The organism is Arthrobacter sp. StoSoilA2, assembly GCF_019977195.1.
Lineage (GTDB): Bacteria > Actinomycetota > Actinomycetes > Actinomycetales > Micrococcaceae > Arthrobacter.
This window is the reverse complement of sequence record NZ_AP024643.1, coordinates 1,078,175-1,098,187: the sequence shown is the minus strand read 5'-3', so window position 1 is coordinate 1,098,187 and position 20,013 is coordinate 1,078,175. Positions and strand designations below refer to the sequence as shown.

Below are 20,013 nucleotides of genomic sequence, written 5' to 3'. Positions count from 1 at the left end.
CACATCGGCCCCCCTTCCGGCCGATCCTCTCGCACATCGGCCCCCTTTTCGGCCGATCCTCTCGCACATCGGCCCCCTTTTCGGCCGATCCTCTCGCAGCTCCCGCGCGCGGTAGGACCCGACGTCGGCACCAGGGCCAAGTGCCGGCGTCGTGGCTTTCCTGAAGCAAGGGAGAGAGGAAAGCCGGCAATCCCCAAGGATGTGAGAGAACGTTGGGAAAAAGCCCGCAGGATGTGAGAGAAGATCAGGGGGCGACGCGGACCGGGAAGCCGGTTTCGAGGGATTCCTGGGCGGCGTCAGCAACCTTGGAAGCAGCGACGGCGTCCTCGGGCGTGCATGGATTCTTGCGCTCTCCCAGGACCAATTCCACGAACGCAGCCATCTCGGAACGGTACGCCTGGTCGAAGCGCTCAGCAAAGGTCTGATGGGACTTGCCGGAGGGGAACGCAACGCCTGGCTCAGCCGAACGGACAGCCATCTGGTCATCCATGCCAACCACCACCGAGCCATCCGAGCCTTGGAGTTCCAGCCGCACATCATGCCCGGCCCCGTTGTAACGGCTGGCCGAAACCGTACCCACCGTGCCGTCGTCGAACGTTACTACCGCCAGGGCGGTATCGACGTCGCCCACCTCACCGATCGCGGGGTCGCCATTGTTGGAGCCCTTGGCATAGACCTCCACAATTTCCTTGCCCGTGAGCCAGCGAAGGATGTCGAAATCGTGGACGGAGCAGTCCCGGAACAGGCCGCCCGAGGTTGCCAGGAACTGAACGGGCGGCGGGGTCATGTCGCAGGTGAGGGCGCGGACGGAGTGGATCCAGCCCAACTCCCCGGCTTCGTAGGCGCGCTTGGCTTCCAGATAGCCGGCATCGAATCGGCGTTGGTGGCCGATCTGCACGGTTCCACCCTTGTCGCGGATGTACTCAAGGACTGGCAAGGACTCCGCCACATTCACGGCCACGGGCTTCTCGCAGAACACCGGGATTCCAGCATCGACGCCCGCGCGGATGAGATCCGGGTGTGTCGCCGTTCCGGTTGCGATGACCAGCCCGTCCACCCCTGAAGAGATCAGCTCCGCCACTGAAGCCACGAATTCCGCTCCAGAGTCAGCGGCCACAGAACGGGCGTGCTCCTCCGCCACGTCGGTCAGCTTGAGTTGGACCTGGGCACCTTCCGGGTTCAGGACTTGGTTGAGCGAGGTGATGTTCCTGGCATGCATTACACCGATCCGGCCAACACCCACCAGGCCAAGGGTCACTTGCTTGATCATTATCTGTCTCCGTCAGTGCAGCAGAAGTTGAGTCTTAAGAGGGATTCTTGAGGTGACACTAAACCTTGTCAGTTTGTCCTGTCAAATGACATTAGCGGCAGAAGCGTTCAGTGCCGCGTCGGCTTCCTTAAGGACCTTTGCCGCAACTTCAAGTCCTTCGATGCGGCCAAGGGAAACGTCCTCGTGTTCGATGTTGACCAGCATGTTGGGGTCCACCTCGTAAAGGGCACGGAGGAACTCGGTCCAAAACGCTGTGTCGTGCCCGCGGCCCAAGGCAACAAAGTCCCAGGCGGAGTTCCTGGGCCATTCGTTGGCCCACTCGTCGCCGCCCAGATTGGTGCGGGGCTCATCCGGTGAGAGCCGGCGGAAGCTGTTGTCCAACACGCCGTAGAGCGCGGCGTTCTCCGTGTTTACGCGGACGTCCTTCGCCGCGGCCTGCAACACGAGAGGCCCGAGTTCACGGACCACGGCCACCGGGTCCATCTGCTGCCAGAACAGGTGGGAAGCGTCCAGTTCAACGCCCACGTGGGTGGCGCCGGTGAGCTCGATCAGCTTGTAGACATCGGCCGTGTTGAAGACGATGTTCTGCGGGTGCAGTTCCAGCGCCACCTTGACGTCGTGATCGGCAGCGAGGCGGTCGGTTTCCTTCCAGAACTCCGCAGCAAGACTCCACTGGTAGTCGAGCACATCCAGGGCCGCAGAGTTCCAGGCGTTGACCACCCAGTTGACGGTGGTGGCGTCAGGCTCGCCACCGGGCAGGCCGGACATGGTGACCACGCGGTTTTGGCCGAGGCGGTGGGCCAAACGAATGGAGCGGCGGATGTCTTCAGCATGCTTCTCACCGATTTCCCGCTTGGGGTGCAGCGGGTTGCCGTTGCAGTTCAGTCCCGCAATGGAAACGCCGGTGCCCTCGAAGATCGCCAGGTAGTCGTCGCGCGCAGCGTCGCTTTCCAGGATCTGGTCAAAAGTGGGGACGTGCACGGCAGCCAGGAACCCGCCGGTGTTGACCTCGATGCCCGTGAGGCCCAGATCGGCAATGACCTTCAGTGCTTCCGGGAGCGGACGGTCGTGCAGGATCGCGTTGTAGACGCCGAGCTTCATAGCGTGATCTTCTTTCCGTTGTTAAGGGCGGATTCGGTGACGGCTCCGAGGAGTTCCATGTTGCGGACACCTTCGTCAAAGGTGGCGCAGCGGGGCAGGGATGATTCTTCGTTGAGGCCTGCGACCTCTTCGAGGAATGCCCGTGCCTGGTAGCCGAAGGCGTCGTTCTGGCCGAAGCCAACTTCCGGGGCGTCCATGGCGAGGCCGCCGGCGATGTAGGGGTGGCCGGGGCCGAGGCTGACTTGACGGTAGCCGTTTTCATTTCCGGAACCATCGTTGAGGAACAGCTGGATTTCGGACGGCCGGCGCTGGTCGAACTTGGCGGCGCCGTTCTCGCAGAAGACCTCGAACTGGAGGCCGTTGGCGTGACCGGCTGCGACGCGGGAAACTTCGAAGCTTCCAGCACCATTCGCGAACTCTGCATTGAAGGCCGCGTAGTCGTCGTTCTCGACGGCCTCGAACGTGTCGCTGACGGCAACGTGGTCGTGGCCCATGACGGCCGCGAGAGGCAGGGGCCGCTTGTCGATCGCCGTGGCGAGCCGGCCACCGCTGATGGATTTGATGTCGCCGCACAGGAATTCGGAGACATACGTCAGGTGACTTCCGACGTCGGCAAGCGCACCGGAGCCGGGGCCGCCCTTGTAGCGCCAGCTCATGGGAGCCGAAGGGCTAAAGCCGTAGTCGGTCCAGTACCGGCCACTGAAGTGCAGGACATTACCCAGGACGCCACTGCGGATCAGGTCACGGATGTAAGCGATGCCCGGAGTCCGGCGGAACGTGAAGCCGATACGGGCCAGTGTTCCACGGGTTTCAGCAGCGCGGGCAGCGTCAGCCATGGCGCGGGCGTCTTCCAACGTGTCACTGAGGGGCTTTTCGCAGAGAACGTGTTTGCCGGCAGCAAGCAGGCCTTCCACCACTTCGCGGTGCAGCGAGTTGGCGATGACCACGCTGACGACGTCGATGTCGTCGGCTTCTGCGATGGCCTGCCATGACGTGTCGTTGCGTTCGTACCCGAAACGGCGGGCAGCGAGGGAACCGAATTCGGCGTTGACGTCACCGATCGAGACCAGGCGGACCGGGGGCAGCACGGGGCTGTAGAGGGCAGATGCCGTGCGGTATGCAGCAGCGTGGGCTTTGCCCGCCATGCCTGCACCGATGACGGCGACGCCGAGGCTTTCAGCCATTGATTTCTCCTTTGAAATTTCGCCGCCGCGCGGGGCGCTGGACGGCATTTTGTAGCGCTACAATTTTTGCACCGGGTTTGAGCGTAGCCATGTCTATATGTCCTGTCAATCCTTAACCGACTATCCTCAAGGACAGACAAGAAAGGCACACCGATTCCGTTGAACAGCGCACAGACCCGACGCCCCACCCTCTACGACGTCGCCACCCAGGCCGGAGTCTCGCCGTCGTTGGTTTCCTTGTTCCTCAAGGACCCGGGGAAGATCAGCGAAAAGCGTCGGGACGCCGTCCAAAAGGCCATCCACGATCTTGGCTACCGGCCCAGCCGCGCTGCCACAACCCTCGCCAGCAACCGCACCAAGAGCATTGGCCTGGTGATCGACGATTACCGGAATCTCTGGTTTGTAGACCTCCTCCGTGGGATGGAATCGGTTCTTTCAGACCTCGGCTACCAGGTCATGCTCGCGGACTCGCGGCCAGGAGAGAACCGCATCAAGGAAGCGACGGACGGCCTGCTGGCCATGCACGTGGATGCCCTGGTCGTTGCGGCCGAACCCAGCGAGTCCATGCTCACCAGGACGTGGGTCCCCACCGTGGTTGCCGGATGGCGGAAGGGCATCCCGACAGGTGCGGACCTGATAACCAACGACGACGACCGCGGGGGCTCCATGGCAGCGGACCACCTGCTGGGGCTGGGCCACAGCCGCATCGGCCACCTTTCAGGGTCCGACGGCGCGTCCGCACACCGGCGCGCCGGTTACCAACGCGCCCTGAAGGCTGCCGGCGTCGAAGTCGTCATCGGCGAGTCTGCAGGAACGTCGGAAGAAGACGGATACGGCTCCGCCTGTTGGCTTCTGGACCACTACCCGGCCACCACAGCGATCTTCGCCGCCAACGACACCATGGCGCTCGGCGCTTTCGCCGCCATCAAGGCCCGCAGACTTTCAGTCCCCAACGACATTTCGGTGATCGGTTACGACAACTCCCCGTTGGCCAAGTCGCGCTTCCTGGACCTCACGTCCATCGATAACCGAAGCGACCTTGTGGGCGTGGACGCAGCGCGAAGGCTGCTGGCCCGTATCGAAGATCCAACGCTGGAGCCGGAGCGGAAGCTCATTGAGCCAACGCTTGTACTTCGCGGCACGACGTCGGCGGTTCACTAAGGGAACCGGACACGACTCCGCCCGGAGCCATCAGGCGCTCCGGGCAGAAGTCCGCCGAACAAGCCTAGTGCCGCTTCGTGGCACCCTCCGGGGCAGCATCAGCCACACCCGCCACTTCGGCCTTGACCTCTTCAAGCGCATCGGAATGCCCGCCGAGCTGCTCCAGCTCATGGGCCAACTCCGCCAGCTCTGCACCGCCGGCCATTTGGGCCGTCAGCTCATCCAAGGTGATGTCCTTCTTGTCGTAATAGCCGATCGACCTGCCCCGCTTGAGCAGCAGGAAGCGGTCCCCCACAGGGAAGGCGTGGTGCGGGTTGTGGGTAATGAAGATGACGCCGAGGCCGCGGTCGCGGGCCTGCAGGATGTACCGAAGCACCACGCCGGACTGCTTCACGCCAAGGGCGGCTGTGGGCTCATCCAGGATCAGCACCTTCGCGCCGAAGTACACGGCCCGGGCGATGGCGACACACTGGCGTTCGCCGCCCGAGAGCTGGCCGATAGGCTGGTCAACGTCGCGGAGGTCGATTCCCATCTCGGCCAGTTCCTTCAGCGTGATGTCCTTCATCTTCTGGACATCCATGCTCTTGAACGGACCGAATCCGCTGATCAGTTCCGAGCCAAGGAAGAAGTTCCGCCAGATGGGCATCAGTGGAACCACGGCCAGGTCTTGATACACGGTGGCGATACCGGCGTCGAGGGCGTCCCTTGGTGAGTTGAACTTCCGGTCATCGCCCATCACCTGCAAGGTGCCTTCGTCGTGCTGGTGCAGGCCCGCGATGATCTTGATCAGCGTTGACTTTCCGGCGCCATTGTCTCCCAGGACGCAGGTGACCCGGCCGTTGTCCACCGCCATGGTTACATCGCGCAGGGCGATGATGTTGCCGTAGTGCTTGCCTACTCCCTCGAGCGAAAGCAGGTGCACGGGTGTGTGCGTCAACGGGTCCTTCTCGTTTTTCAGCAATGTCTGCTGGTCGATCTGTTGTGTGTTCATTGTTCCGGCCCCTTTACTTGAGCTCTGCCCGGCGCTTGACGATCAGGTTCACGATGGTGGCCAGCAGGAGCATCAAGCCCAGGAAGAACTTGAACCAGTCTGGATTCCATTGTGCGTACACGATGCCCTTGTTGGCCATGCCAAAGATGAAGGCACCGATAGCGCCACCTACGGCCGAGCCGTAGCCGCCTGTCAGGAGGCACCCACCGATGACTGCAGCAATGATGTAGAGGAACTCGTTGCCAACACCTTCACCGGACTGCACAGCATCGAAAGCAAAGAGGTTGTGCATGCCCAGGATCCAGCCGCAGAAACCAACAGCCATAAAGAGGCCGATCTTGGTCTTGGTCACCGGGACACCAACGGCGCGGGCAGCATTGGCGTCGCCGCCCACGGCGAAGATCCAGTTGCCTACGCGGGTGCGCAATAGGATCCACGATGCCACTGCCACCAGGATGATCCAGAAGAACACCGTGATCTTGACTTCCACTCCGCCGATGCTGATGGAGGAGGCGAAGACCGCCCGTGCCGATTCGAACCCGTCCAGCTTGGAGATCGACGGCGAGGAGACGCTTCCGCCGATAAGGCGGGTGAGTGCCAGATTGAGGCCTGTCAGCATGAGGAAGGTCGCCAGGGTGACGATGAAGCTCGGAAGTTTGGTCTTGACGAGAATCCAGCCGTTGATGAATCCAATGCCCAGCGAGACAACCAGTGCCAACGTGACACCAACCCATGCATTCAGTGAGAAGTTCCAGCTGAAGAGCGAGGCGGTGAGGGCGGAGGAGATCACGGCCACACCTGTGGAAAGGTCGAACTCACCGCCGATCATCAACAGGGAAACCCCTACTGCCATGATGCCAATGGTCGATGAACCGTAGAGCACGGTGGCCAGCGCGTTCGGTTGCGTGAACGTCTGGGAAACGGAGGCGAAGAAAATGAAAAGAACTACGGCTCCGACCAGTGCACCGACCTCGGGTCTCGCCAGGAACTTTTGGATCGGACTACGGCGTCCGACCCGTTCGTCGCCAGGGGCCTTGGCCCCCGCCGGCGGCAGAGTTGTTGTATTTGCCATAGGAATGACTCCTTGTTGGTCAGGCTGCGCGACGGTTCCCCGCCGCGCAGCCGGATGCCTGGATCTAGCGGACGCCCTGCTGGGCGAACTTGAGGACATCTGAGGCGTTGGTCTTGTCCACGATGGTTGGCCCGGTCAGAACAGGCTGGCCGCCGCCGATCTTGAAGCCGCCGCGCTTTGCCTGCCACAGGGCATCGACAGACATGTAGCCCTGAAGCCATGGCTGCTGGTCAACGGTGAAGATCACTTGGCCGTCAACGATCTTCTGGGCGAGATCGGCATTGAGGTCGAAGCTGGCCACCTTGGCCGAACTGCCTGCGTCAGTGACGGACTTGAGCAGGGTGAGGGTGATGGGGGCGCCAAGACCGATGATCACATCGGCATCTTTGGACGCCTGGAGTTTCGCTGTAGCCGTCGACTGGACCGCGGTCATGTCCTTGCCATCGACGTAGAGGATTTCCGTTGCCGGCACCTTTGCTTTCACGCCGGCGCAGCGCGCTTCCAGGCCGACGTGGCCCTGCTGCTGGATGACGCAAACGGGGTGCTTGTAGCCTTCTGCAGCGAGGCGGGTGCCCACCGCTTCGCCTGCAAGCTGCTCGTTCGATCCGAAGTGGGTGAAAGCGCCCAGCTGGCTGGAAACGGATTCACCGGCGTTCAGGCTCACAACCGGGATGCCCGCAGCGGTGGCCTTTTTCAGGACATCCTTCAAGGCGTCCGGGGTTGCCAGCGTGACAGCAATGCCGTCCACCTTCTGGTCGATGGCCTGCTGAACAAGCTGGGCCTGGCGTCCGGCTTCGGGATCGCTTGTGTACAGGAGTTCTACGTTGTCCTTGCTCGATGCTTCTTCTGCGCCCTTGCGGACAATATCCCAGAACGTGTCCCCGGCCGCCGCATGCGTAATAAGGGCTACTTTGATGCGCGCCGTGCTGGCCACCTGCCCGGCGGCTGCACCTCCCCCGGAATCTGCCGGTTTTCCGCCCTGGCTCGAACAGGCGCTCAGGGCCACCAATGGAACCACTGCTGCGACGACCGCCGCTTTGCGCCACGAGAATTTTGCCACCGTTATCTCCTTTGATGTCAGCTTCGGGCGTCCGGGGACTCGTGCCCGGATCGCCTGCTACCTCGATCATGGTGACTCGTCTCACACTTTGTCAATACTTTGTCCTGACATTAGGATGTTTTAACGTAAGCTCCTCGAGTAGATGTCACCGCGGCAGGGCCTGAAGCCACTTCCTTGACCAGCACAGCCCGGCTGCTATTATCAGAAAAAGGCAGTATGTCCTATCAAGAGAACATGAGCGGACATACTCATCCATCCGGCCGGGATACTGCTTTTCCCGGCCGGGCTTCCGCAGGCTAGGAGAAACCAGTGGCGAACCAACTCAGCCTCAGCATCGACCGTTCGTCCCCGGTGCCGCTCTATCACCAAGTGGTCCAGGGAATCGAAGCCGCCATCCACAGCGGCGTCCTGGAGCCGGGCAGCCGGTTGGACAACGAGATCGACCTTGCTGCACAGCTCAATCTGTCCCGCCCCACCATGCGAAAGGCCATGGACGAACTGGTCCGCTCGGGCCTCCTGGTCCGTAAGCGCGGCGTGGGAACGCAGGTTGTTTCAAGCCAGGTCCGGCGGCCACTGGAGCTCTCCAGCCTTTTTGATGACCTCAGTAACAACGGCAAGAAGCCCACCACGGACGTGCTTAGCTTCTCCCACGTGGAGGCCGACGCCGCAACGCTCACCGCGCTTCAGCTGCCGCCCGGGTCAAAGGTCTACCACTTCACCCGTCTCCGCAAAGTTGGCGGCAAACCCCTGGCGCTCATGGAGAACTGGGTCCGTGACGACATCACCAGCATGGATGAAGCCCAGCTCTCCAGCGAGGGACTCTATTCCATCCTTCGCCGCGGTGGCGTGAACTTCCGATTGGCATCCCAGCGCATCGGCGCCATGATCGCCAATGACTACCAGGCCCCACTCCTCGAAGCCGAGGTCGGATCAGCCTTGGTCACCATGGAACGCACCGCGGTGGACGATACCGGACGCATGGTTGAAACCGGACACCACGTTTACCGCGCCGATTCCTACAGCTTTGAAATGACACTCGTACAGCGCTAACGCAAGGACACAAACTTATGGCCAACTGGGTCTACCCGCTGGGAACAGCCACTGACGGCAAATGGGACATCTCGCTCGGCGCTTCCGATTCCACTCTCGCGATCGACGGCTGGGCCCATACGGGACTGAAGGTGGCGACGCTCGCGGCGGGTGCCGCCGTCGAGCTTCCTGCCGCCGCGGAAGAGCGCATCGTGGTTCCGTTGAGCGGTTCGTTTACCGTAACGGTCGACGACGGCGAGTACAGCCTCGCGGGCCGGCAGTCGGTTTTCCACGGGCCAAGTGACGTCCTGTACACAGGTATCAATAGGGCCGTCACCATCAGTTCGCACGACGGCGGCCGGGTTGCGGTTGCGACCGCACCGGCCAAGGCTGACTACCCTACTCGCCTGATCACGGCGGCCGAGACCCCCGTGGAGCTGCGGGGCGCCGGCAACTGCTCCCGGCAGGTCCACAACTTCGGCACACCGGCAGCGCTGGAAGCTGATCGCTTTATTGTTTGCGAGGTCATCACACCTGCCGGCAATTGGTCCTCCTACCCTCCGCATAAGCACGATGAGGAGAAGGAAGGCGAGACCAGCCTGGAGGAAATCTACTACTTCGAAACGCGGGTGGCCCCGGACTCCCCAGCCCCCGCGGATTCAGACGCAATCGGCTACGCCCGGGTCTACGCCTCTGACGACCGGCCCATCGACGTCTCCGCGGAAGTCCGGACCGGTGATGTTGTCCTGGTTCCCTACGGCTGGCATGGGCCGGCGATGGCAGCTCCGGGCTACGACCTCTACTACCTCAACGTCATGGCCGGCCCCGGACGGGTCCGTGACTGGCTCATCAGCGACGACCCGCACCACGGCTGGATCCGCAAGACCTGGGAAGGCCAGGACGTGGACGCCAGGCTCCCTTTTACGGCCTGACGCATGGATAACAGAATGCCCCTGTGACTCTTGGTCACAGGGGCATTCTTGGTGTTGAGCACTATTTGGCTTGGGCGATGTAGTCGTTCATCGTCTTGAGCTGGTACCTGGAAACGTCCTCGGCGTTCTCGTCTTCCGCGAAGACGCTGGAGACCATCACGGTGTTCTCCTTGTCCAGGAATCCGATCTCCTTCAAGCCACCGAAGAACTCGTCCCAGTTCACGTCCCCGTCACCGATCTTGAGGTGTTGGTGGACGCGGACAGCGTTGCCCGGCGGGTTGGTGATGTACCTGAGGCCGTGGGAGGCGTGGTGGTTCATCGTGTCGGATACATGCACCAAGCGGAGTTTGTCGCCCGCCGCCCGCATGATCTCCAACGGCTTGTTGCCCATGTGGAACGTGTGGGAGGCAACGTAGACCATGCCAATGTTCGGGGAGTTCACGCCCCGGATCACGCGCAGCGCGGCCAGTCCGTCTTCCACGAAGTCATCCGGATGGGGATCAATGAGCACGTCCATGTCTTCGCGCTCGATGATCGGCAGGAGTTCCTCCATGGAGCGGTAGAAGGCGCGTTCAGACTCCTCGGCCTTCTCCGGACGGCCGCTGAACTCCGTGTTCATGGTCTGGACGCCGAGGTCCACGGCGATCTGGATGGCCCGCTTCCAGTACCGGACCGCAGCTTCCCGGGCGTCCTCATCGGGTCCGGACCACCGCAGGACGGGCAGGACGGAGGCGATTTCGACGCCAGTGTCCTTGCACGCTGCCTTCAACTTGCCCACGAGCTCGTCATCAGCCTTCGGGTGGTTGAAGAACGGGATGAGGTCCGCATGCGGCGTCATCTGCAGGTACTTGTAGCCGAGATCCGCGGCGACGCGCGGGAACTCCAGAAGGCTGTGCGTGTGATGGAACGGTGTGGGATCAAGGGCAATCTTCATGTCCGTGTCCCTACTTGTAGAGATCCGGCTTGGTGTTCAACTGGACCTTGACCTTTTCGCCCGACTTCTGCGCTTCGACGCCGGCCTCGCAGCAAGCGGCCGTGGCGTAGCCGTCCCAAGCGGTGGGGCCGCCGATTTCGCCGCGGAGGGCGGCGTCCACCCAAGCCTGCACCTCGACGTCGTACGCTGCTCCAAAACGCTCCTCGAAGCCCGGGGTGACGCTGCCGCCCCACTTGCCAGAGGTCTGGATGTATGGGCCGCTGTCCCCGCCGATGCTCACGATGCCGTCCTCGAAGGACGCCTGAGTGGCAACCTGGTAGCCGAACTTTGCGTTGACGTAGATCTCGACGTCGGCCAACACTCCCGATTCAGTTTCAAGCAACACATGCTGGGGGTCGTGCTGGCCATTCGGGGCGTTGCGCGTCGGCTTGCCCAGACGGACCTGCACCGACGTGATTTCCTCGCCGGTGAAGTAGCGGATGGCATCGAACTCATGGACCACGGAGTCGTTGATCAGCATCTCATTGGTGAAGCCCTCCGGCGTGGTGGGGTTGCGGTGCTGGTGGTGCAACATCAACAGCTCCCCCAATTCGCTGTTGCGGATGATCGAACCCAGCGCCGAATACTCGGCATCAAAGCGGCGCATGAAACCCACCTGGATGCGCTTGTGGCCCAACGCCAGTTCAGCCTGGACAACCTTCCACGCGCTTTCTGCATCCGGTGTCAGCGGCTTCTCGCAGAGAATTGGGAAGTCCTTCTCCAAGGCCTTGTACAGGATTTCCTCATGCAGGAAGCCCGGCGTGGCGATCAGGACGGCGTTGACGTCACCATTGTTCAGCGCCTCATCGGCACTGGACAGTGCCACGGCGCCGTCGATTCCTTCAACGGCAGCCTGCGCGCGGGCAAGGTCAACATCGACGACGGCGGCTACTTCAGCGCCGTGGATGCGGGTGTTCAGGCGCTTGATGTGGTCGGCACCCATACGGCCTGCGCCGATGACGGCAACGCGGAGAATCTTTGTCACTTTTCTATCCTTCGTGAGGTTCGTTCTTGTTACAGGGCCCGCGTGCGGGAGCTACTGGACCCGCGTGCGCGAGCCGCAGGAAAGCAGGTAGTTGCGTGTTCGCTTGGCGATGGGCATCGGTACATCGAACGCTACCGGGTACATGTCCTGCTCCACGATGCCGAAGATCGGCCGGTTGAGGCCTTCCACAGCTTCAATAACGGCGCGCAAGTCCGGAAGCCCGTTGGGCGGCTCGGTCATGACGCCGGCCAGGTTGGCAGCAGCCCAGGTCATGTTCTTCTCGTTGACCTCTGCCAGGATCTCCGGGTTGATCTGCTTGAGGTGCAGGTAGCCGATCCTGTCCGGGTAATTCTTGATGAGCTCAAGGCTGGAAGCGCCACAGTATTCCGCGTGGCCCGTGTCCAGGCAAAGGTTCAGGTACTGCGGATCTGTTGCTGCCAACAGGGTTTCGATGTCCTGTTGCGCGCCAACGTGCGAGTCAGCGTGGGAGTGGAACTGCTGGTGCAGGCCAAAGTCCTCCAACAGGACCTTGCCCATCCGGTTGTGGCCTGCGAAGAGATCAGCCCATTGCTCGTCGGTCAGTTCGCCATTCTCTACGGCCTCACCCGTGACGTCGTCGCGCCACATAGCCGGGATAACCACAATGTGCTCGCCACCCATTGCCGCAGTCAGTTCGGCCACCTTGCGTGCCGGCTCCCAGGCTTCGTCGTACTGCCTGGCACCACGGTGGAAGGCAGTGAACACCGTTCCTGCAGTGACCTGGAGGTCGCGCTGCTTGAGCTCTTCTGCCAAGCGGGTGGGGTCGTTCGGCAGGTAGCCGTACGGACCCAGTTCGATCCATTTGTATCCGGATTCAGCAACCTCGTCCAGGAACCGTTCCCACGGAGTCTGCTGGGGGTCATCGGCAAACCACACACCCCAGGAATCGGGAGCGGTGCCGATGATGAGCTTGTTCTCGACGTCAGTCATGACAGCGGTGTCTTTCTCTATCAGGGCCCACGCCGCCAGGGTTCCCTGGCCGAGCTTGCGAGGCGAGGGTGGCGGTGGGGATGGGTTAGTTGGAGGGGAAGTTGTAGGAGGCGCCGGAGGCGTGGGTGGGTTCTGGCCAGCGGGAGGTGATGACTTTGCCGCGGGTGTAGAAGGAGACGCCTTCGGGGCCGTAGATGTGTTTGTCGCCGAAGAGGGAGTTCTTCCAGCCGCCGAAGGAGTGGTAGGCCACCGGGACGGGCAGGGGCACGTTGATGCCCACCATGCCCACCGTGACCGAGCGCTGGAACTTGCGGGCGTTCGCACCGGAGGAGGTGAAGATCGCGGTGCCGTTGCCGTACGGGTTGGCGTTGATCAGCGCGATGCCTTCCTCGAGGTCGGCGACGCGGACCACCACGAGCACGGGTCCGAAGATTTCCTCGGTGTAGGCGGTCATTTCAGTGCCCACGTGGTCGATCACGGTGGGGCCGACCCAGAACCCGTCTTCGTGGCCGGGGACTACGAGGTCACGGCCGTCCACCACCATGGCCGCACCGGCGGTTTCGGCTTCGGTGACGATCCTGAGGATGCGTTCCTTGGAAGCGGGGGTGATGACCGGGCCCATTTCGGCGCCGGGTTCGGTACCGTTGCCGACCTTGACGGCAAGGGCACGTTCCTGAACCTTCTTCACCAGCAACTCCGCAGCATCCCCCACAGCGACGGCGACAGAGATCGCCATGCACCGCTCCCCCGCGGAACCAAACGCAGCAGCCGCGAGGTGGTCCGCTGCGTTGTCCAGGTCCGCGTCGGGCATCACAATCGCGTGGTTCTTCGCCCCGCCCAGGGCCTGAACCCTTTTGCCGTGCTTGGTGGCGGTCTCATGGACGTACTGGGCGATCGGGGTGGAACCAACAAAAGAGATCCCGTCCACGTCCGGGTGGGTCAGCAGCCCGTCAACGGTTTCCTTCCCGCCGTGCAGGACCTGGAACACCCCATCCGGCAACCCGGCCTGCTTCCACAGCCTGGCCAGCAGCATCGGCGCGGACGGGTCCCGCTCGGAGGGTTTGAGGATGAACGCGTTACCCGTGGCGATGGCCATCGGCGCCATCCACAACGGCACCATCACCGGGAAGTTGAACGGCGTAATACCCGCAACCACGCCCAGGGGTTCGCGGAAGGAAAACACGTCGATTCCGGTGGAGACCTGGTCCGAGTAGTCACCCTTGAGCAGCTGCGGGATCCCACAGGCGAACTCGATCACTTCCAGGCCACGGCCGATCTCACCCTTCGCGTCGGAGATCACCTTCCCGTGCTCGGCCGTGATCAACTCAGCAAGTTCATCCACGTGCGCGGCGACCAGCTCACGGAACTTGAACAACACCGCCGTGCGCTTCGCCAGGGAAATATCACCCCAAGACTCCGCAGCTTTCTTCGCAGCAGCCACCGCAGAGTTCAGGTCAGCCTCGTTCGCCAGGCGCAACTCCGCCCTGACCTGCCCGGTGGCCGGATTGTACACCGGCTGGGTGCGGTCGCCCTCGCCCGTGGACTCGGCGCCGTTGATGAAATGGTTAATGGTGGTCAGTGTGGTCGTCGTCGACATGCGGACTTCCTTTGGTCTGTGGGACGTTAGCTTGGGGGAGGTTAGCCGAGCAGCTTGCGCTGGCGGTTCTTGTGCTGCGTGTAGGTCTTGTAGGCCTGCTGGGTGGATTCGAGGTCCGAGACCTGGGAGACGGGAACGTCCCACCAGGACTCCGAGCCGGGGGCGTCCAGCAGAGGATCGGACTCGATATGAATGACGATCGGGCCGGTTTCGGGAGCTGCTTTGGCTTCCTTGATGGCAGCGCCGAGGGATTCGATGACGTTCTCGCCCGGTTCGATCCGGATGACTTTCGCGCCCAGGGACTCGGCGTTGGTGGCCAGGTCGATCGGCAGGTGCTCACCGGCGTCGAAACTGTGCTGTTCCTTGTCAAGGACCCGGTACTGCGTCCCGAATCGCTGGGAACCGAGCGACTCGGACAGTGAACCGATGGAGGCGTAGCCGTGGTTCTGGATCAGGACCACGATCAGTTTGATGCGTTCGGCGACGGCGGTGACCAGTTCGGTGTGCATCATCAGGTACGAACCGTCCCCCACCATCACGACGACGTCCCTGTTGGGACCGCCGGCAGCGGCTTCGGCCAGAGCGGCGCGCTTTACGCCCAGCCCGCCCGGGATTTCGTAGCCCATGCAGGAGTAGGCGTATTCCACGTGGTAGCCGAACGGGTCGCGGACGCGCCACATCTTGTGCAGGTCACCAGGCAGCGAGCCCGCAGCGCAAATAACGACGTCCTGGTCATCCATGGCCTTGTTAGTGGCGCCGATGATCTCGTTCTGGGCCGGCAACGGCGTGTACCGGGTGTCGAAGGCCTCGTCCACGATCGCGTTCCAGCGCTTCTTCTCGGCTGCGACCTTCTCTTCCAGATCAGCACCCACGCGGTAGCCGCCCAGCGCCTGGTTCAGCTTCACGAGGGCCTTGCGGGCGTCAGCGACTATCGGGATGGTGGTGCCGTGCTTGTACGCATCGATCGGGGCGACGTTGATGTTCACGAACTTCACGTCCGGGTTCTGGAACGCCGTCCGGGACGCCGTAGTGAAGTCTTCGTAGCGCGTGCCGATGCCGATGATGAGGTCCGCTTCGGCAGCGATGGCGTTGGCCGCCGTCGTGCCCGTTGAACCAATGGCGCCAAGGGAGAACTTGTGGTCCCATGGCAGGACGCCGACGCCCGCCTGCGTGTTCCCCACCGGAATGCCGGTGAGTTCGGCAAAGGCTGCGAGTTCCTCGTTGGCGTAGGCGTAGAGCACGCCGCCGCCGGCGATGATCAACGGGCGCTTGGCTGCACGGATGGCCTCAACAGCGCGTCGGATGTCATCGTCCTCGGCCTCGGGACGGCGGATCCGCCACTCACGCTCGGCCAGGAACTCTTCCGGAACGTCGAGGGCTTCGGCCTGGACGTCCTGCGGCAGGGAGATCGTGACTGCACCGGTTTCGGCCGGGTCAGTCAGGACACGCAGGCCGTGGTGAAAGGCCGAGAACAACTGCTCCGGCCGGGACACACGGTCAAAGAACTTGGACAGCGGGCGGAAGGCATCATTGACTGTGATGTCGTATGCGTACGGCAGCTCCAACTGCTGCAGCACGGGATCCGCGGCACGGGTGGCGAACGTGTCGCTCGGCAGCAGCAGCACCGGCAGGCGGTTGGTGGTGGCCAACGCCGCACCCGTCAGCAGGTTCGATGAACCCGGCCCGATGGACGTGCTGATCGCGAAGGTCTGGCGACGACGCGTGTGCCGTGCGTAGCCAACTGCCTGGTGTGCCTGGGCTTGTTCGTTGCGGCCCTGGTAGTACGGCATGATGGACGGGTCCGTGGCCTGGTACTGCTTCAACGCTTGGCCAACGCCGGCAACGTTGCCGTGCCCGAAGATACCGAACATGCCCGGGATGAGGCGCTCACGGTATTCCTGGCCACCGATGGAATCCACGGTGTACTGCTTGGAAAGGAACTCGACCACGGCCTGGGCCACGGTCATCCGACGGGTTGCTGTTCCTGTTGAGGTCCGCATGGCGGGGCTACTCCGATACTTTCACTGGAATACGGTCTGACGAGGTGTGCTCCCCCGCAACTGGTGCGGGCCCGGTCGAAGGTGCAGTGCTGTGCAACAGCGAGGCGGCTGTCGCCACCGCACCTGCCACATCGCCGTCGTGCGGGTAGAGCAGCGTCCGGCCCACCGTGAGGCCGCGGACGCCCGGGAGCGCGAGGGCGGCCTGCCAACTGGCGAAGACTTCGTCCTGGGAGCCGTCGGGGTCACCACCCAAGAGCACAGTGGGAAGGGTCGTGGAGGCCATGACGCGCTCCATGTCGGCCACCACGGGCAGTTTCATCCACGTATAGGCACTCGTGGAACCCAGGCCCTCGGCGATACCAACGGACTTGATCACGGCGTCCGCGCGGAGGTCGTTGCGGACCTTGCCATGGGCGTCACGCACCGACAGGAACGGCTCCACCATGGCGATGAGCTTACGTTCGGCCAACGAATCGATGGCCTTTGCGGTCGCTTCAAGCGTGGCCACCGTGTCCGGGTCTCCCAGGCAGATACGCGTGAGCATCTTGCCGCCGTCGGCACCGAGTGCCTGCAAGGCGGCAGCTGTGTGGCCGGTGAACCGGTCATCGAACTCGTTGACCAGGCCAGCCAGGCCACCACGGTTCATCGAACCGAAGATCAGTTTGCCATCCAAAGCACCCAGCAGCAGCAGGTCATCCATGATGTCCGGTGAGGCAAGGATTCCATCCACGGCCGGATTGGCGAGGGCGATCTGCAGCCGGTCCAGGAGGTCCCGGCGATCGGCCATTGCCATCGGCTCCGGCCCCACCGACAGTGCGCCACGGGCCGGGTGGTCGGCAGCAACAATGAAGTTCTGGACCCCGTGCTTCAACCCAGGGTGGCGACGCCGGGTGGCAGCCGCGCGTGCGACGGCTTCCGGATCCTCGAGCCGGATACGGCTCAAGTGCTCGTACCGGCGGGGGTCATCGTTCAGGCTCAACGGACTGCTCCTTCTGCGAACGTGGGTGCTGCCGGCGTGGAAGCTCCCGGGATCCGCCGGCCGCGTTCCGCGAGCAGCGAGGTGACCTCATCCGGCGTCGGCATCGCATCCGCGCAGGATACGCGGGAGGCAACGATCGCACCCGCGGCATTTGCGTAATCCAGCACCTCGGACAACGGCCAGCCGGACAGCAGGCCATGGCAGAAAGCGCCGCCGAAGGAATCACCGGCACCCAGGCCGTTGACGGTTTCCACCGGCACAGGGGCCGAGACAACACGCTCGGTGCGGGTCTTGGCCATGACGCCTTCCGGGCCGAGCTTCACCACCGCGATCTCGACGCCGGCTGCCAGCAGGCGGTCTGCCTGCTCATCCGGCGTCCCCTCACCTACGGCTACGGCGCACTCTTTGTCGTTGCCGATCGCGACTGTGACGTGCGGGAGGATCCTGGCAACTTCTGCGCGGGCTTCCTCTTCCGAATCCCAGAACATCGGCCGGTAATCCAGGTCCAGGATGGTGAACTGGCCTTCCTTCAAAGCAGTCCGGGGCCGGGCCTCGTGGGCGGCGATGTGCGCGCTGCGGCTGGGTTCCTGGCAGAGGCCTGTCACCGTGGACCAGAAAATGCCCGCGTCCCTAATGGCATCCAGATCCAACTCTTCGGTTTTGATCTGCAAGTCCGGTGCCGTGGGGAAGCGTCCGTAGAAGTAGAGAGGGAAATCTTCCGGCGGCTTGATCGCGCAGAAAGTCACCGCTGTGGGGTACTCCTTGACCGGGGAGACGAACGAATCGTCAACATTGAACTTGCGCAGTTCCCGGTGCAGGTAGCTTCCGAACGCGTCGTCGCCCGTGCGGGTGATGACACCGGCGCGGCGGCCGTGGCGCGCAGCAGCGACGGCCACATTGGAGGGCGAACCTCCCAAATACTTGCCGAAGGACGTCACATCCTCCAGGTCCACCCCAATATCGTTCGGGTAGATATCAACGCTGATGCGCCCGATCGTAAGCAGTTCGTGGGTCACGATGATCGTTGACCTTTCTCTTGTGAACTCTGAACCTTTGAGCGCTGGGCCCCAATGCCTTGCCACCCCTCAGTGAGCGGGGCCACATGACTACTTTGCCCCAGATTTCATGTCCTGTCAAAGGTTTGTACTGACATATTTACAACATGACACGGACTGTATCTACTTGCGTGGGATGGCCAATTCTCCGGAGACATATTGGCTGCGCCCGAAGCCGAAAGACCAGTCGCCAGGAGAGTTCTCCATGTAGCCGATGAAGACATCCTCACCCTTGACACCAAGCCCACCAAGCCCTTCGGTGATGGCCTCGAAGAGCGAGCTCTTCGCCGTCTGGCTGCGGCCGCCCTGGGTGAAGATCTGGATCATGATCACGCCAAGGCTCCGCCCAAAACCCAACCCGGCATCCTGGGCCACGATTTGCCCCTCCGGATGTTCAGTGAGGATGTGGAAGTAGTCACGCTCAGGGATCTCATACTCAGAGACGATTGCATCGTGGATGGCCCGGCTGATGGCGACCAATTCGTCCGCCGACCTGCCCTGATTGACGTCGATTCTTACCAATGGCATGTTTGCGCGCTCCTTGGAAGTAGTTTGTCCTGACATACTAACAAAGATTCAGGCGGGAAGGTATAGGCCCACAACGCGCGTTAAAGCACGACGGCGGCCCCGCCACCTTCCGTGGGAAAGGTGCGGAGCCGCCGTCGTGCTTTAAAGAGCAACGCGGGGTCACTTTGAGCCCATTCCACAGTCAGGAATGGGCCGTAAGTGACCCCGCGTTGCTTTGGGTACTAGAGGGTTGCGTAAACCTCGCGCAGCAGCTTGGCAGTTTCGGACGGCGTCTTGCCGACCTTCACGCCTGCAGCTTCGAGGGCTTCCTTCTTGGCCTGTGCGGTTCCTGCGGAGCCGGAGACGATGGCGCCTGCGTGGCCCATGGTCTTGCCCTCAGGAGCGGTGAAGCCTGCAACGTAGCCAACAACCGGCTTGGTGACGTTGGCCTTGATGAAGTCAGCAGCGCGCTCTTCAGCGTCACCACCGATTTCGCCGATCATGACGATTGCCTTGGTCTCCGGGTCGGCTTCGAACGCAGCCAGGGCGTCGATGTGCGTGGTGCCGATGATGGGGTCGCCACCAATGCCGATGGCGGTGGAGAACCCGAGGTCGCGGAGCTCGTACATCATCTGGTAGGTCAAGGTACCGGACTTGGACACGAGGCCGATGGGGCCCTTGCCCGTGATGTTTGCCGGGGTGATGCCGACCAGGGCTTCGCCCGGGGTGATGATGCCGGGGCAGTTCGGCCCGATGATGCGGGTGATCTGGTTGCCGTCGGCGTCAACCTTGGACTGGGCGAGTGCCCAGAATTCGGCGGAGTCCTGAACCGGAACGCCTTCAGTGATGACTACAACGAGGCCGATGCCGGCTTCGATGGCTTCAACCACGGCGTCCTTGGTGAATGCCGGCGGAACGAAGACGATGGAGACATCTGCGCCGGTTTCAGCGATGGCTTCCTTGACGGTGCCAAAGACGGTGATTTCCTTTTCGCCGTGCAGGACCGTGCTGCCGGCCTTGCGGGCGTTGACGCCACCAACAATGTTGGTGCCGGCCTTGAGCATCAGTGCGGTGTGCTTGGTGCCTTCGCCGCCGGTGATGCCCTGAACGATGACCTTGGAGTCTTTGTTGAGGTAGATAGACATTGT

The 20,013-nt window shown here is 62.6% G+C and carries 18 protein-coding genes; 3 read left to right on the top strand and 15 right to left on the bottom strand.

Annotated features, from left to right (window positions below):
- Positions 1–244 precede the first annotated feature (244 nt).
- From LDN82_RS05155 to LDN82_RS05145, 3 genes are all read right to left on the bottom strand, one after another.
- Positions 245–1,270 (bottom strand): Gfo/Idh/MocA family oxidoreductase, encoded by a 1,026-nt coding sequence (locus LDN82_RS05155; protein ID WP_224166591.1) that lies wholly within the window; start codon positions 1,268–1,270, stop codon positions 245–247.
- An 81-nt stretch (positions 1,271–1,351) separates the two neighbouring features.
- The gene (locus tag LDN82_RS05150; protein ID WP_224166590.1) at positions 1,352–2,371 is read right to left on the bottom strand and encodes a sugar phosphate isomerase/epimerase; all 1,020 of its coding nucleotides are present in this window, start codon (positions 2,369–2,371) and stop codon (positions 1,352–1,354) included.
- Entirely contained in the window at positions 2,368–3,555 is a 1,188-nt protein-coding gene (locus LDN82_RS05145; RefSeq protein WP_224166589.1) for a Gfo/Idh/MocA family oxidoreductase, read from the bottom strand. The genes LDN82_RS05150 and LDN82_RS05145 overlap by 4 nt, the downstream gene beginning before the upstream one ends.
- Positions 3,556–3,708: 153 nt before the next feature.
- Between LDN82_RS05145 and LDN82_RS05140 the strand changes: the two genes are divergently transcribed.
- The gene (locus LDN82_RS05140; protein ID WP_224167463.1) at positions 3,709–4,716 is read left to right on the top strand and encodes a LacI family DNA-binding transcriptional regulator; all 1,008 of its coding nucleotides are present in this window, start codon (positions 3,709–3,711) and stop codon (positions 4,714–4,716) included.
- A gap of 64 nt (positions 4,717–4,780) precedes the next feature.
- Here LDN82_RS05140 and LDN82_RS05135 read toward each other — a convergent pair whose 3' ends face one another.
- The 3 genes from LDN82_RS05135 to LDN82_RS05125 all read right to left on the bottom strand — a co-directional run bounded on the left by LDN82_RS05135 (position 4,781) and on the right by LDN82_RS05125 (position 7,839).
- The gene (locus tag LDN82_RS05135) at positions 4,781–5,707 is read right to left on the bottom strand and encodes an ATP-binding cassette domain-containing protein (protein ID WP_224166588.1); all 927 of its coding nucleotides are present in this window, start codon (positions 5,705–5,707) and stop codon (positions 4,781–4,783) included.
- Between the two features lie 13 nt (positions 5,708–5,720).
- Positions 5,721–6,779 carry an ABC transporter permease gene (locus LDN82_RS05130; RefSeq protein ID WP_224166587.1) on the bottom strand — a complete coding sequence of 353 codons (1,059 nt, stop codon included), beginning with the start codon at positions 6,777–6,779 and terminating at the stop codon, positions 5,721–5,723.
- A 64-nt stretch (positions 6,780–6,843) separates the two neighbouring features.
- A complete protein-coding gene (locus tag LDN82_RS05125) occupies positions 6,844–7,839 on the bottom strand; it encodes a substrate-binding domain-containing protein (RefSeq protein ID WP_224166586.1) in 996 nt (331 codons plus the stop codon).
- A gap of 309 nt (positions 7,840–8,148) precedes the next feature.
- Here LDN82_RS05125 and LDN82_RS05120 point away from each other — a divergent pair, with 309 nt between their 5' ends.
- Together LDN82_RS05120 and iolB are read left to right on the top strand one after the other, a co-directional pair.
- The gene (locus LDN82_RS05120; RefSeq protein ID WP_224093760.1) at positions 8,149–8,889 is read left to right on the top strand and encodes a GntR family transcriptional regulator; all 741 of its coding nucleotides are present in this window, start codon (positions 8,149–8,151) and stop codon (positions 8,887–8,889) included.
- A 17-nt stretch (positions 8,890–8,906) separates the two neighbouring features.
- Positions 8,907–9,800 (top strand): 5-deoxy-glucuronate isomerase, encoded by an 894-nt coding sequence (iolB, locus tag LDN82_RS05115; RefSeq protein ID WP_224166585.1) that lies wholly within the window; start codon positions 8,907–8,909, stop codon positions 9,798–9,800.
- 61 nt (positions 9,801–9,861) lie between these two features.
- Here iolB and LDN82_RS05110 read toward each other — a convergent pair whose 3' ends face one another.
- The 9 genes from LDN82_RS05110 to sucD all read right to left on the bottom strand — a co-directional run bounded on the left by LDN82_RS05110 (position 9,862) and on the right by sucD (position 20,010).
- On the bottom strand, positions 9,862–10,734 hold the full coding sequence (locus tag LDN82_RS05110; RefSeq protein ID WP_224093757.1) for a sugar phosphate isomerase/epimerase: 873 nt from the start codon (positions 10,732–10,734) through the stop codon (positions 9,862–9,864).
- Positions 10,735–10,744: 10 nt separating this feature from the next.
- Positions 10,745–11,758 (bottom strand): Gfo/Idh/MocA family oxidoreductase, encoded by a 1,014-nt coding sequence (locus tag LDN82_RS05105; protein WP_224093755.1) that lies wholly within the window; start codon positions 11,756–11,758, stop codon positions 10,745–10,747.
- Between the two features lie 51 nt (positions 11,759–11,809).
- Positions 11,810–12,727: a sugar phosphate isomerase/epimerase gene (locus tag LDN82_RS05100; RefSeq protein WP_224093752.1), complete on the bottom strand. Its 918-nt coding sequence runs from the start codon at positions 12,725–12,727 to the stop codon at positions 11,810–11,812.
- An 85-nt stretch (positions 12,728–12,812) separates the two neighbouring features.
- On the bottom strand, positions 12,813–14,324 hold the full coding sequence (locus LDN82_RS05095) for a CoA-acylating methylmalonate-semialdehyde dehydrogenase (protein ID WP_224166584.1): 1,512 nt from the start codon (positions 14,322–14,324) through the stop codon (positions 12,813–12,815).
- A 41-nt stretch (positions 14,325–14,365) separates the two neighbouring features.
- Positions 14,366–16,291, bottom strand: coding sequence for a 3D-(3,5/4)-trihydroxycyclohexane-1,2-dione acylhydrolase (decyclizing) (iolD, locus tag LDN82_RS05090; protein WP_224167462.1), 1,926 nt, complete (start codon positions 16,289–16,291; stop codon positions 14,366–14,368).
- A gap of 40 nt (positions 16,292–16,331) precedes the next feature.
- A complete protein-coding gene (locus tag LDN82_RS05085) occupies positions 16,332–17,303 on the bottom strand; it encodes a deoxyribose-phosphate aldolase (protein WP_224166583.1) in 972 nt (323 codons plus the stop codon).
- Positions 17,300–18,319, bottom strand: coding sequence for a 5-dehydro-2-deoxygluconokinase (gene iolC / locus LDN82_RS05080; protein WP_224093745.1), 1,020 nt, complete (start codon positions 18,317–18,319; stop codon positions 17,300–17,302). The genes LDN82_RS05085 and iolC overlap by 4 nt, the downstream gene beginning before the upstream one ends.
- A gap of 162 nt (positions 18,320–18,481) precedes the next feature.
- Positions 18,482–18,886, bottom strand: a complete 405-nt coding sequence (locus LDN82_RS05075; protein ID WP_224166582.1) for a tautomerase family protein — start codon at positions 18,884–18,886, stop codon at positions 18,482–18,484.
- 221 nt (positions 18,887–19,107) lie between these two features.
- Positions 19,108–20,010: a succinate--CoA ligase subunit alpha gene (gene sucD, locus LDN82_RS05070; protein WP_224166581.1), complete on the bottom strand. Its 903-nt coding sequence runs from the start codon at positions 20,008–20,010 to the stop codon at positions 19,108–19,110.
- Between the last annotated feature and the right edge of the window lie 3 nt (positions 20,011–20,013).